Genomic DNA, 13,677 nt, shown 5'->3' on the forward strand with positions numbered 1-13,677 from the left:
AACCGGAATAACGAAGATTCATCATCAGTTTTTCAACTTTCTCGCCCGTTCAACCATGAGAATAGTCTCATTTGCCGGAATACCAGTCTGTTCAGCCAGGACATCAGGTGAATATTTCAGAAGCTGTCCCACCGTCACAATCCCTGCATTCACCAGTCTTGTTCTCATCCTCGCATTAACACCTTTAATAAGCGTCACCGGGCAGAGATCGATATTGGCAACCATTGATGCGATATTCTCGTCTTTCGGGTTGTCCCACCCGATGTGTTTTATGTCCCAGCATGCAGCATACCGTTTTGCGTGGGCGGAGAGTTTGGTGTTGCAGACAATCATCGCCTTATCGATGGTGAAATGATTTTTTCCTGCCTTGTACCCTTCCTGAACATCCTCGACAATGGCACGGGCGATTCTCCCTTCATCAAGACCGGTCGTGCGGTGATGACTATGGTGGTGTTTCACCTCGACAAAATAGGTGATACCGTCTTTGCGGGCTATTGCATCCACTTCATGCTCACCACACCTCCCCTTCAGTATCCTCCCACCTTCAACCTCATAGCCGGAGCCTCTCAGAAGAGCCTGTACATAGAGTTCAAAGTCCGGTTTCGGACCGAGAAGGGCGATTGCCCTACGCACATTCGTCCGGCCTTCAACGGATGGCTGATATTTGCGTGCGTAGGTATGGATCATGCGCAGGACATCACGGGTACGGATGCCATCATACAGGTGCCGTTCAACCTCTGCGGCGACCTCAGTGACATAATCATCCGGAACCCCGTAATTACGGGCAGTCCGCATCACCCGGTAGCGATCATAGGGCTGGCGTGTTCCGTCTGCCTTGATAACGTGTTTCATACCTCAGCATACTCCATAGGTGCAGCACATCCCGGTTGAGAAAAGGATTTAACACTCATTCCGGGCACCGCCTATATTTAGATCCGTTCTTTCTGCCGGAAATACATGATCATTTGTTCAGGACCCCACTATTATCCCCGGCAGGCCTTTTCACGTCCTGTATTTTTAGCCATATTCAGATAAATGGCAGACATCATCTGCCAAATCCTGATATCTCCCTCTCACGCATATTATGAATCCCTGCATATTCAGACACTTCTTTGTCACATTTCCTTCCCTGCACTGCTTCGTTACTATTATACTCCCGGAGGGGCAATTGTAATCCGCACATTTCTCATGCCGAGATAGTCTAGCCCGGAAAGGCGGTGGCCTCGAAAGCCACTGGTGTCCGCACCTCGGGAGTTCAAATCTCCCTCTCGGCGTATTTTAACAAACAAAGGAGCTAAAGGCATTTCTTCATGCAGAATCTCCTCCCTGATGGATAGAATTACCCGCATATATTCCGAACCACAGTGGCACAGTGTTTGCATACCAAAGAGAAAATATGCAGCGGAGCTGTTCCAGTGACAAACGTCCAGTGGAGACACACATTGCATTTATATCCCCATCCATACCAGTGCCATATAACCGGGGTAAACTCCCGGTTCACTTCTTCCGTCAGGGTTGAAGCACATTGAGGTGAACAAAATGCAGATTATCACAGGAAGCACCGGTGATGGGACTGGTGCATCAATAATGAACAATTCCCTGAATATCACACCAGAGGCAGTTATCTTTGCTGTCCTTACGCTGGTTCTTGGATATATCATTGCAAAAATCATTGTCCGGTGGACAAAACGGGTGCTCCGAAGGCAGGGACATATGACCGAAGTGGCGGCGGGCCTCCTTGGACGCATCATCTCCATTCTCCTTTACATCATCGTCATCCTCATCGCCGTAAGCTTCCTGGGTGTGGATGTCAACGGTATTGTTCTTGGTCTTTCTGCAATAGTCGGCCTTGTCGTTGCCTTTGGTATGAAAGACACGGTCAACAACTTCGCGGCAGGCATCTGGATTGCCTCGATGAACCTGTTTGATAAAGGAGAAGAAGTCACCATCGCGGGCCACTGGGGATTTGTGCAGGAAATTGGCATCATGGCGACACAGATCACGGCTGCCGGGTCAAATATCATCACGATACCGAATGGTCAGGTCTGGAATGACTCAATAATCAACTACACCCGAAATCCGGAACGCCGTATTGACCAGTCGTTCGGGGTGAGTTATGAATCTGATATGACGGAGGTCGTGCACATCACACTTTCCATCGCACGGGAGCATCCAAAGGTGCTGGATACGCCTGAGCCTGCAGTCATCTTCTCTGAGATGGGGGACTCCTCGGTGAACTTCACGCTCCGCTGCTGGACAAAAACTCCTGACTACTACGGGACACGGGCGGACATTCTGCGCTCGCTGCATGCAGAACTGACAGCAGCAGGAATTGAGATTCCCTACCCGCATGTGGATGTTGCCTTCAGGAATGCAATTCCGGAGAAGACAGAAAACAAATTCGAGGTGTGATCAGAAGGAACGGCATATATGAAACCGGGATCATACCGGAGGAAAAAATAGTATTATTGTTCAAAATAGGCCTTAATCCGATCCCCGACATTCTGTTCGAGGTTCCGGTAATAGAGGCCATAGTCCTGGCGGTGATACACGCCCTCCGGCTGATTGCCAAAATTCAGGTCATTGTCTTCCGGAAGTACGGTTATGAGTGCTCCCGTTGTGAGGTTGATTTGTGCGTCACAGTAGTTGAGTTCTTCACTCAGGAACTCGCCTGTTGTGTCATCGTAGAAGACCGCACCCAGATTCTCTGACTTTGGAGCATAGGTGTCGTCCGTCTTCCAGTTCAGCGGATTGATGCAGTTGGCCCCATCGAGGAGCATGGCGCCGCCGGCGGATGTCGGGGACTGTGTGTTATAGGTGACAACGACGCCGGTGTCATCCGCACGCTCTGCAGCTCTCAGGCCTGCCTTCTCGAGGTCGGCGTCTGTTACGGTGTAGCCAATGAGATATGCCGCAACCATGCGGTTCCGGAGCACTTCGTCATCCCCGAAGCGGTTTTTGATGAGCTCAATTAATGCCATCGACCCCTGACTGTGACCGGCGATGATGAACGGACGGCCACGATTGAGATTGTCAAGGTAATACTCAAAGGCGTCCTGCACATCAACGGCACCCTGTTTGAATTCCGGTGTATCGGTGGCAAGGTCGTATCCGGACAGGTCCACACCCGTTGTCATCTGACGGTAGTACGGGGCAAAGACATTGGCATCCTGTTCAAAGACCGTTGCCTGTCCCTGATAGGTGGCTCCTGCGAGCGCCCGCTCATCATCGCTGGTGATATCCATAACGCCGGTCGTGTTACTGCTGACGGTCGGATAGACATAGAATACATCAACTGATTTATCAATGGATGGGATGGTGAGCCAGTTGTAGTCTTCCGTGTAGTCCAGGGGCTGTACGTCAGTTTTGAGGGTTTCTTCCCCAGTGGGCTCCACAATCGGTGGTTCCGTCACAGTGGGTTCCACTGCACCGCTGTCCGGTGTTACAGGCGTATCCTCGTTTACACACCCACATGCAAGAATGACACAAATTCCCACAAGTGCGGTAAACCATATTGAAGAATGTAATTTTTTTATCATCGCAGCGTCTCCACAGATATTTCTGTGAATATATGTCACCCGGAGTAAAAAAATAGTTTTGAATTTAAAAACAGACCTACCGGGCCACCAGCCTGCAACCGGCGCACGTACGCCCGGTTTCGGTCAGGGAGTAGATGATCCAGTTTGCACATGGTTCGCCCTCAATAAGCCCCGCTTTTTTGAGCACGTTCAGGTGATAGGAAAGTTTTGAGTCGGCAATCCCCAGCACCTCTTTTATCACACAGACACAGAGTGGTTGTGGGAAGAGCATAAAGAGAATTTTCAGACGGACCGGGTCTGCACAGGCACGGTGAAACGCACAGAGGCGGGCCAGCTGCTCTTCATCGGGGAGGCGCTCCTCCATTGCCCGGACCCCGCCGCAGACGATAAGTGCTGCTGCCACCTCTTCAGGCATTTCATGGCCTTCTCTGCCCCGACCTTCCGGAACAGAGAGAACGGTATTCTTCTGGTTCACAGGCATCTGACGTACTATAACCGGGCACCGGTAATAAGAATTCTGCCCGACAGGCACCGGAAACTCCGGGGCCAGACCTCAAATGTCCTGTTTCAAAACATGTTGAAATAGATACGATTATTTGTCACCCCCTACCATTATTGTTCAAATAATATTGAAATATCAGGAGTGATTCATAACCATGCCGGAAAAAGATCAGAAATCAAAAAAATATGGATTTGCAGAAATACTAAAAAAGGCAGTGCTGGGCTGCGGCGGTGAATGCGGTGAAGGGTGCGGCGGCTGCTGCAATGAGATAAAAATCGTTCCGAAAGAGACGAAAGAAACAGAAGAGAATGACTAAGGGACTGCCATGGTACCCGCTTCGGATTCTGAAAATGCCGGAGCGACCCAGACCATTCATCCCATCCACAGGGAAAAACCGGTATAATCAGGAAGGACTTGAATGACCCATCCACAGAATAAGGAAAATTTTTCATGCTGTTCATGCACAGATGGGACCAATCAATCGAATTGCTGCTGCAGTTCCCTCACTGAATCACACGCAGCAATCAACAGAGCCACCAGTACAGTCACAATACAAAACCGGCTTGATCACGTCTCTGCACGAGTGGGCATCAACCGGATGGAGCACCGTGTTGAACCGGGTTTGTACCGGCTCGGGAATCCGGACAACAACTCACCCGTCTTTGCATCTGCCAATTATACACTCAGTTTCGATGCCCTGCGGTCCGCATTGGTTGATTTCGACTGCTACATCATTGTACTGGATACCAAAGGGATCAATGTCTGGTGTGCGGCCGGGAAAGGGACATTTGGCACAGATGAACTGATCCGGCAAATCGAATCCACGGGTCTTGCCGGGATTGTCGGACACCGGAAGATTATCCTGCCTCAACTGGGTGCTCCCGGTGTTTCGTGGCCTGATGTCATACGAAAAACAGGATTCAAAGTGGAATACGGGCCGGTGCGGGCCGGTGATCTTCCCGCATATCTTGATGCTGGCACGGTGACACCGGCAATGCGGCGGGTGGAATTTCCTCTGTGGGACCGCGTCGTGCTGACACCGGTAGAGTTTGTTCATGTCGTTCTGCCTATGATAGCCGCAGCGATTATTCTATATTTTCTGGCAGGCATTGGTGCGTCCCTCGCCGCAATCGCTGCGGTGCTTGCAGGAACAGTCTTGTTCCCGGCGTTTCTTCCGTTCATCCCCACCCAGGATTTCAGCACAAAAGGCCTCATCCTCGGGGGCGTTGTTGCCCTCCCGTTCGCGGCATCCTTTGCAATGAGTCCATCACTTCCCCCCTGGGCGAATGCGATGGCAGCAGCGGTCCCGTTCCTCCTCATCCCCACGGTGACCGCGTATCTTGCCCTCAATTTCACCGGTTGCACGACATTTGCCTCACGGTCCGGAGTGAAAAAAGAGATCTTCCACTATGTGCCGGTGATGGCCATCATGGCTGGGGCAGGAATCATTCTTGGCATCATTCTTGGAATAAGCCGACTTTTCGGGGTGATCTGAATGTTTGACTCATATGCTGAAAACACCCTCCACTATAATCAGGAGCGATGCATCAACTGCGGGATGTGCAGCTCTGTCTGCCCCCACGGTGTGTTTACCCACGGAGAAGAAGCCGCAATTCTTTCCGCTCCTTCGGCCTGCATGGAATGTGGTGCCTGTGCCCTGAACTGCCCGGTTCAGGCAATTGAAGTGGAAAGCGGTGTCGGGTGTGCATGGGCAATGATCTCTGCTGCAGTGCGGGGAAAGGATATGGACAGCGGCACGTGTGGATGCGGGGGAGAAGCGGGTTCATGCTGCGGAAATGATACGAAGAAAATATCATGAACGTGACTGCAGGACTGCTCCGCCCGAATGCTTGAGAGGATGAAAATCGCTGCCTTTGCAGACGTCTTCCCGGATGCACTCTCCGGCGGGCAGCGGCAGCGGGTGGCCCTCGCACGGGCACTCGTCACAAAGCCCTGATATTCTGCTCCTTGATGAACCCCTCGCTGCCCTTGACGTCAGGACAAAGGCGACGATGCGAAAAGAGCTACGGGAGTGCATCAAAGAAGCCGGGATTCCTGCGGTCAAATTGTCACCCATGCCCTCAAAGATGCCCACGAACACGGTGACCGGATTGCGGTGATGGAGGAGGGACTGATCACCGTCTCAGGCACCCCGGATGAGATCCTGGCATCGAAGACAAACGGGTTTGAATCAAGTTTCTTCTGTGGATGTGACCATGGCCGAAAAGGAAATTCAGGGGCACGGGATGAGATGTGTCCACCCACCCTGTGATTCAGCCGCCCACACCCGTCACCTCCCTCACTTTTTTAAAAACATCCCGATTACTGAGGATTACAACAGTTTCCGCCGATTACAGCAGACCATGAATGGCGTATGCCGCCATGCCAACCGGTGTGCGAATGATTAAAATAATACACAGCACCAGATTGTATTACAAAATAATTTGAAATAGCCAGGCACCGCCCTGTCTGAGATATGGTTCGGCTTGCCTGCCCCCATACTGCAATATATACAGAGGAATCATGAGTGTGAAAAAAACAGACCAAAAACGGCTCCGCGGGATTATAACAGGCATGATGCTCCTTGTTGTCGCAGTCATTATAGTGTGCTCTGCCGGTTGTACGGGAGACGGGGCCGAGGCGGCGATTCCAACACCGGATACCCCGACAAATACCGCAGAGACAGAAGTCACCTACACGGGATCGAATGTTGAAAAAGTCGAGCTCTATCATTTTCATGGCGACAGAAGCTGCACATCCTGCGTAGTGCTGGGTGATTTTGCCGAAGAAACGGTCACAGAATGGTATGCATCGGATCTGGAGTCGGGCCGGCTGGTGTTCGGTCATATTAACTACGACGAACCTGAGAACAGCGACCTTGTTGAACAGTATCTTCCGACAGGATCCTCTCTCTGGATAGGGATCTACGACGATAACGGGTTCTATAAGCAGGAACTCGTCACTCCCTGGTACATGCTCAGCGATAAGAATGAGTATTCACAGTATCTCAGGGCAGTCATCGAGCAACAGAGAGGATAGGGAGCCCCTATGGACATAATGGGGTTCATGCAGACGATGGGGATGAGTGGCGTTCCGCTCATCGCCGCTTTTTTTATCGGGCTGATGACAGCAATGAGTCCCTGCCCTCTTGCAACCAACATCACCGCCATCGCCTACATCTCCCGGAAGCTGGACAACAGCCGGCATACGCTTCTTGTGGGGTTGCTGTATGCTGCAGGAAGAACAGCCGGTTATGTGGCCATCGCTGTGGCAATCGTGTATGCCGGGCTCAATGTGCAGGCTATCTCTTTTTTCTTACAGGAATACGGCGAGCTGATCCTCGGGCCGTTGCTTTTGGTTCTTGGTATCCTGATGCTTGATATCATTGACATCCCCTTTCCGGGAGGCGGGAAACGGCTCACCACCCTCATGGAGACATATTCAGAGAAGGGATTTGCCGGGAGTTTTATTCTGGGGTTTCTCTTTGCACTCAGTTTCTGCCCGTTCAGTGCGGTTCTCTTTTTCGGCATGCTCATCCCCATCGCCCTGAAGACCGGTGATGCCCTTCTCGTCCCTGCCGTCTTCGGGATTGCAACGGCCCTGCCTGTTATTGTGGTTTCCTTCCTGCTTGCTGGCGGTGTCGGGCAGGCGGCACGGCTAATGCAGCGGGCGCAGTCGATGGAATTCTGGATGAAGAAGGGAGTTGCGGTGGTTTTTATCGGGATTGGGTGTTACCTGATTCTGATTACATGGGTGATGTAAATGGACGAGACGGAGAGGTTCTTTGCGGGGGGTAGGTACAAATACGAACAATGATTCATTCACATTAATACTCTCTAGATTAGGTGTTGGATTTGTTTTGCAGGAAATGTGGGGCAGAAATATCAGATGACACACATTTTTGCCCGGAATGTGGGGCAGAAGTCGTTCAGCCAAATCAGGGTGAGGACATACCCCGTCACACGGTGAAATCAGGTAAATCCAATGGTTCCGGAGGGCGGAGCAGACTTCTGGTATTTATCATTTCAATCGTTGTCATCATCGTTCTTGCTGCAATGATTGCTGTTTTTACTCAGGGCTTTGTCGAATTTCCAAATTCAGGTATGGAAACAGGGAGCAGTTCTGACCTCAGTGAGGTTTCTTTTACGACTCAACCAACTCAGGTTCCCACGGTAGCCACGCCGGTTCAGACACCAAAAACCCCAAAGCCAACTCTTACTCAAACCTTTACTCCTACCCCAACACTGACACCACGCCCCACTGATTCAGCAGATTCCTACTACCGCACCTTTGACTGGTCATATGACAACACCGAATGGACCTATTCATTGATAATTCCCCGGGATGCCTACGATTATTACCGCGATAAGCCCCACAATCGGGAAAGCGATTATTCTCAGTATGCTCTTTCGGATTACGACAGAACGTATATCCAGGGTATTGTGAATAAATTCAGGGAAGCGGGGCGGGAGGAAGGATATGATGAGTATGATACGGTTATGATGATCGTCTCATTTGTTCAGTCCCTTCCCTATACCTCCGACAGTGTGACCACGGGCTATGATGAATACCCACGTTATCCGCTGGAAACACTGGTGGATTCCGGTGGTGATTGTGAAGATACGGCAATTCTTACCGCTGCACTCTTAAGGGAAATGGACTATGGCTCGGTATTAATCGAACTGCCGGACCATATGGCGGTAGGGGTGAAATGCTCTGACGATTTCTACGGTACATATTACGAGTATCAGGGTTCCCGCTATTATTATCTGGAGACGACAGGCGTAGGCTGGGATATCGGTGAAATCCCTGAAGAGTATGGGGGAAAGGACGTCATCATTCAACCAATGATACAGGTTCCCCGCATGAGTATGTCAATGAATGCAGAATACGAGGATTACGACTCCGGTTCTGTTTACTACCGGGTACACTGTGATATCGAAAATATCGGTTCCGGAACGGCATATAATCCGGTTATCTATATTGCCGCACGTGCCCCGACGGAGGGTGCGGACAAAGTATGGAGCCAGGAAACAGTTGTTCTGGAGGATTATTCAGAAGGTGCGAGTGGATGGGCGGAAGCTACAGTATCAATACCCCGTGATTCAGTGTCCCAGATTCAGTGTGTGTTGCAGGGCAGTAATTTTGAGACGGTGGAGATCAATTCGGAGCGGTTTTCGACTTGATTTTTTGCCATATTCTTTCTTCATACTTTTTCGACACAATTACATGGATGGTAGAAAATGAGATGTGAGTGGAGAGAAAATTATGAAATTCAGCACAACCATTTTTCTTTCCATATTCTGATATTCAAGTAGTGAAACCTTACCTTAATGTCATTCTGATAATTCTAATAATTGCGAATATATCCATTTGTGGCTGCATAACAGAAAATAACAATGAATATCCATTAAATTCAACAGAAATTTTTAATTTCGAAGATATTAGTGAAAAAGTGGGATACAACGATTTGAATTCAGTACTCCCCTCTGAGATGACTGACACAATTTCAAACTTAACACCCGAAGCTGCTGAAGGAATTGTTGATTTATTTTTTGAATTCGCAGAAAATAATCCACCTAAAATCAATGAAACTCACATCATTATTGCTGATAATATTGCCAAGAGAGTTTGTGAGATTGGAGAAATTGATGAGGCATTCTTTACAGATTACGATTATTTTAAGGAGAATACAGAAAAATTTGATCGTCTAATTAAAACAATAAATGAAAATTTTGACACACATTATCAAACATTAGATGTTTCAAAGAATTTTTACAAACAATTACAATTGTACAGAAAAACTTCATCCTTTATACCCGTCATTGACTCCTATAATGAGCTACATATCGCATCACAAAAATTGCATAGTGAAGAAAATGCTGATTACTACATTTTCTACAAGAATCTATTCATATTCGCAGTAGATGTCGCATTTACAAAGGAAAATATGGCATATAAAACAGCATATAGAGCAACAGGTATTCTTGCAAGGACTACAGGTCTGAGTCACTGTACAAAAATAATTGGATATCAAGGATATGGCCTTGTTTTGCATGAAATTCATTGGAAAATACGAGCAGAATGTAATGAAACCATAGAGGATTTGCTTTCCATACTCAGAGAAGAAGAGATTATTAAGAATACAATTGGGCTTTAAACTTCAAATATATCCCCCCCTTTACTCAACTTGTACCAGTATTGACCAGCACACAAGACAAACGCATCCCACATGGACACCATTTTATAGCCATTTATCTGATTGAACAAAGGAAATATTTTCAATGGTAGATAAAATAATTCAAGTCCATCTTATTGAAATCTATTCAAATTCGTTCAGAAAAAAATTGAAACTCAAAGTTGGTATTATAACAACTTATTAATCTCAATAAACATTTTTTCAAAGCAATCAAGGGTTGAAGGAGCAAAATAATCCATTTCAACACCCATTTTCAAGAGGGCATTTGCCGGACGATAGTGATTAAATCTCTCAATACCAAGGTGATTCGAAATCTGAGGAATAATCCTTCCATCATCTTTCTCGACATCTTCAATTTTAATATCCTCATACTTTTCAAATGTTGAATTAAAAATCTTCAAATAATCACTTTTTTCGAACATATCTTCAATGTCTGCTTTTCCGCCATTTTTCGTGGCGAATTCATCGAAAAATCGGATGTTTTTGCTTTTAATAATCTTTTTTCTAATAAGATCTTCCATCTTCTGTTTACTTTTAGGATCAGCGATAGAATCCAGCAAACATGCAATATCCAATTTATTACCCCGAAGCAATGAGATAAATGTTGAAACTTTGTCTAAGCCACCAACAGGGACTATTGTGACATCTTCCCTCAGACCTTTTCGTTCATTTTCTTTAAGAATATTTGACATAACTTCTAAGTATAGTAAATCGGCCGGACCCTCAACTAACAAATTTTTCTTTGAAATAAACAGGTTCTGAGCAATATCATATCCTAAAGCTGCTTGAAGCGGAAATAGTGTATTTGGATCTTTTTCTTGAATTGAATCTGAAATTTTCGATCCATTATCTGTTTCAACAATTGTCCTTACACGATCCAAATGTTGAGAATCAACCATAAATGGTGAATGTGTAGTATAGATGACCTGATAATTGTCAGATAAATCTTCTATAAATTTCAATAAGTCAGCTTGAGCAGCAGCATGAAGATTCAACCCCGGTTCATCCAACAATAAAATATAGTTCGAATCCGTGTCTTCCTGAATTTTACTGAACCACACAATGAATGAGAAAAACCAGTTAAAACCTTTACTTCGGTTTTTGAGAGGAAGTGACAAACCCTGATTTTGATTTTCAACTCTGATGAGCAAGACCGGTAATTTATGGGTTTTGAATTCAATTTTTAAATTTTGATTGGTTTTCCAATATTTAAATAGAGTATCAGATATTTCATTTGATGTGGCTTCAAGTTCGGCAATAAATAACTCTGAATTCTTGCCATCCACTACCTCATCCAAATCAATCTGAGCTAAATCAAAGAGGGCTTTAGCTGTCTTTAATGATTCATCCTGAGAACCCTTTGTTCGAAGGGTTTCCATGTTGACCTCCGAAGGAAGGGCATAATACTCATCGTAATAAAGGAATTTAGGGATATTTGGTTTGATCCATTTACGGACAATATATTCTACCAAAGGATTTTCAAATTGAAGTGTATTTTCAAAATATACTCTTAAATCTTTTAAAGCTTCTTTCAATTGTGGGTCTTCTATTTGACCGATTAACTGCCCAAATTCATCATTACTTTTTATTTCTAATAATTTCCCAACTATTGCGTCATCAAAATCAAATTCAGATGATTTATTTTTGATAAATTCCTCGACATTAATCTCTATTCCCTCGATCTTCTCAGAATTATCATATAACTTAATATGAGTGAGCTCTGTCCCAGAAAACAAATCACTTCCTAGATCTTGATTGACTTTAACAACTAAATCATCAGAAATTGAATATTTTGACTTCACGACCTCAGCCACGATTCCTCTTTTATCGTACTTTTTCTTCTCCTTTCTTGGATAATCATAGGTCGTATCAAATTGAAAAGAAGTATCATCTTCCTGAAAATAGTTTGTCTTTGCGACCGCTTCAAGCAAAGTACTCTTCCCAGCTTCATTCATTCCCACCAAAACTGTAACTTTAGGATCGACACTAAAGGTTTGCGCCTCATTGAAGGATTTATATTTCTCAATTGTCACTTCCTCAAGTTTTAACATCAGCAATTCCCTCTGTTGAGGATATTCAAGGCACTAAGCTAAATGGTTTGTTATTTTTTTTGTTAATTATCGAATCATTGACTACTTACAACTACCACTACCACCCCCCCTCAAAAACCCATATATACCATACAAAAGATTAATCTCCCCTACCAGAAGGGATCCAAAATGCTCTACCGCACAATACCAAAAACAGGTGACAAACTCTCCATCCTCGGCTATGGCTGTATGCGCCTGCCGGAGAAAGACGGGCAAATAGATGAAGAACGGGCCACCCGTCAGCTCAGGTACGCAATTGACCATGGCGTGAACTATGTTGACACGGCCTGGAGTTACCACATGGGGGAGAGCGAACCATTCGTCGGGCGGGCCCTTCTGGATGGGTATCGGGAGAAGGTGCGTCTTGCCACCAAACTCCCATCATGGCTCGTTGAGACACCGGAAGACATGGACTATTATCTCGATGCACAGCTCGCAAAGCTGCAGACAGACCATATCGACTACTACCTCATCCATGTATTAAACACCACAGAAAAACTCGCAAAAATGGAAGCATGCGGCCTGACAGAATTTCTTGATTCGGCAAAAAAGGCAGGGAAAATAATCAACGCCGGCTTCTCATTCCATGGCCCGGCAGAAGATTTCGCACCGATTGTCGATGCCTACCCGTGGGAGTTCTGCCAGATTCAATATAATATTCTCGATGAACAGAACCAGGCAGGGACAAAAGGGCTGGAATACGCTGCCGGAAAAGGTCTTGGTGTCATCATCATGGAACCACTCAGGGGAGGCAACCTGACCGATCCGGTTCCCCCTGCAGTAGCAGACATCTGGGACAGTTCCCCCGTTCAGCGGACACCTGCAGAGTGGGCACTTCGCTGGGTATGGAACCACCCGGAAGTAACCGTTGTCCTCTCTGGCATGAACAGAGAGGAACATATCGAAGAGAACATCCGGACGGCACATGAAGCCCACCCTGACTCCCTCTCAGATGCAGAACGGACCATCATCGGAGTGGCAACCGAAAAATACCGTGAACTGATGAAGGTTGGCTGCACCGGCTGCCAGTACTGCATGCCCTGTCCATCGGGTGTGGATATCCCGCTCTGTTTTGAGCTCTATAACAACAAATACATGTTCAAAAACCCGGATGCAGAGATGTTCTATGTCGTCCGGCTCTCCGGTGTCCTGTCAAACAGCCCGGAACAGTTTGCCTCGCAATGTGTTCAGTGCATGGAATGCCTTGAGAAATGCCCCCAGCATATTGACATTCCCGCCCTTTTGGAAATCATTGTCAGAGAGATGGAAGGAGAGGGATTCGAAGAGAGAAAACAGATGGCACGAGATATGTTCGTGAAGTAATTCACCGGATTCCGGAAAAATGAG

The 13,677-nt window shown here is 46.8% G+C and carries 15 protein-coding genes and 1 tRNA gene; 12 read left to right on the top strand and 4 right to left on the bottom strand.

Features of this window, described 5'->3' with window-relative positions; all coding sequences use genetic code 11:
- Positions 1–24: 24 nt before the first annotated feature.
- On the bottom strand, positions 25–852 hold the full coding sequence (locus tag L0665_RS06435) for a restriction endonuclease (RefSeq protein WP_274924873.1): 828 nt from the start codon (positions 850–852) through the stop codon (positions 25–27).
- Positions 853–1,190: 338 nt separating this feature from the next.
- Here L0665_RS06435 and L0665_RS06440 point away from each other — a divergent pair.
- Together L0665_RS06440 and L0665_RS06445 are read left to right on the top strand one after the other, a co-directional pair.
- Positions 1,191–1,274: transfer RNA gene (locus L0665_RS06440), tRNA-Ser, on the top strand.
- A 265-nt stretch (positions 1,275–1,539) separates the two neighbouring features.
- Positions 1,540–2,412, top strand: coding sequence for a mechanosensitive ion channel family protein (locus L0665_RS06445; RefSeq protein WP_274924874.1), 873 nt, complete (start codon positions 1,540–1,542; stop codon positions 2,410–2,412).
- 53 nt (positions 2,413–2,465) lie between these two features.
- On the opposite strand, the gene L0665_RS06450 is transcribed toward L0665_RS06445, so the two are convergent.
- Both L0665_RS06450 and L0665_RS06455 read right to left on the bottom strand, forming a co-directional pair.
- Positions 2,466–3,539, bottom strand: a complete 1,074-nt coding sequence (locus L0665_RS06450; protein WP_274924875.1) for a DUF3089 domain-containing protein — start codon at positions 3,537–3,539, stop codon at positions 2,466–2,468.
- Positions 3,540–3,615: 76 nt separating this feature from the next.
- Positions 3,616–4,020, bottom strand: a complete 405-nt coding sequence (locus L0665_RS06455; RefSeq protein ID WP_420847025.1) for an ArsR/SmtB family transcription factor — start codon at positions 4,018–4,020, stop codon at positions 3,616–3,618.
- A 175-nt stretch (positions 4,021–4,195) separates the two neighbouring features.
- On the opposite strand from L0665_RS06455, the gene L0665_RS06460 reads away from it, so the two are divergent.
- From L0665_RS06460 to L0665_RS06500, 9 genes are all read left to right on the top strand, one after another.
- Entirely contained in the window at positions 4,196–4,357 is a 162-nt protein-coding gene (locus L0665_RS06460) for a hypothetical protein (RefSeq protein WP_274924876.1), read from the top strand.
- A 102-nt stretch (positions 4,358–4,459) separates the two neighbouring features.
- Positions 4,460–5,536 (top strand): mercury methylation corrinoid protein HgcA, encoded by a 1,077-nt coding sequence (gene hgcA, locus L0665_RS06465; protein ID WP_274924877.1) that lies wholly within the window; start codon positions 4,460–4,462, stop codon positions 5,534–5,536.
- On the top strand, positions 5,537–5,860 hold the full coding sequence (hgcB, locus tag L0665_RS06470; RefSeq protein ID WP_274924878.1) for a mercury methylation ferredoxin HgcB: 324 nt from the start codon (positions 5,537–5,539) through the stop codon (positions 5,858–5,860). It abuts the gene before it with no gap.
- Positions 5,861–5,887: 27 nt separating this feature from the next.
- Entirely contained in the window at positions 5,888–5,998 is a 111-nt protein-coding gene (locus L0665_RS06475) for an ATP-binding cassette domain-containing protein (RefSeq protein ID WP_274924879.1), read from the top strand.
- A gap of 75 nt (positions 5,999–6,073) precedes the next feature.
- Positions 6,074–6,313 carry a hypothetical protein gene (locus L0665_RS06480; RefSeq protein ID WP_274924880.1) on the top strand — a complete coding sequence of 80 codons (240 nt, stop codon included), beginning with the start codon at positions 6,074–6,076 and terminating at the stop codon, positions 6,311–6,313.
- A 257-nt stretch (positions 6,314–6,570) separates the two neighbouring features.
- A complete protein-coding gene (locus tag L0665_RS06485) occupies positions 6,571–7,080 on the top strand; it encodes a nitrophenyl compound nitroreductase subunit ArsF family protein (RefSeq protein WP_274924881.1) in 510 nt (169 codons plus the stop codon).
- A 9-nt stretch (positions 7,081–7,089) separates the two neighbouring features.
- Positions 7,090–7,803 (top strand): aromatic aminobenezylarsenical efflux permease ArsG family transporter, encoded by a 714-nt coding sequence (locus L0665_RS06490; RefSeq protein WP_274924882.1) that lies wholly within the window; start codon positions 7,090–7,092, stop codon positions 7,801–7,803.
- An 83-nt stretch (positions 7,804–7,886) separates the two neighbouring features.
- Complete coding sequence (locus tag L0665_RS06495; RefSeq protein ID WP_274924883.1) at positions 7,887–9,227, top strand: zinc-ribbon domain-containing protein; 1,341 nt, start codon at positions 7,887–7,889, stop codon at positions 9,225–9,227.
- Between the two features lie 131 nt (positions 9,228–9,358).
- Positions 9,359–10,201: a hypothetical protein gene (locus tag L0665_RS06500; protein ID WP_274924884.1), complete on the top strand. Its 843-nt coding sequence runs from the start codon at positions 9,359–9,361 to the stop codon at positions 10,199–10,201.
- A 206-nt stretch (positions 10,202–10,407) separates the two neighbouring features.
- On the opposite strand, the gene L0665_RS06505 is transcribed toward L0665_RS06500, so the two are convergent.
- On the bottom strand, positions 10,408–12,291 hold the full coding sequence (locus L0665_RS06505; RefSeq protein ID WP_274924885.1) for an AAA family ATPase: 1,884 nt from the start codon (positions 12,289–12,291) through the stop codon (positions 10,408–10,410).
- 168 nt (positions 12,292–12,459) lie between these two features.
- On the opposite strand from L0665_RS06505, the gene L0665_RS06510 reads away from it, so the two are divergent.
- A complete protein-coding gene (locus tag L0665_RS06510) occupies positions 12,460–13,653 on the top strand; it encodes an aldo/keto reductase (RefSeq protein ID WP_274924886.1) in 1,194 nt (397 codons plus the stop codon).
- The last annotated feature ends 24 nt before the right edge of the window (positions 13,654–13,677 follow it).

The organism is Methanogenium marinum, from assembly GCF_028912405.1.
Classification (GTDB): Archaea; Halobacteriota; Methanomicrobia; order Methanomicrobiales; family Methanomicrobiaceae; genus Methanogenium; species Methanogenium marinum.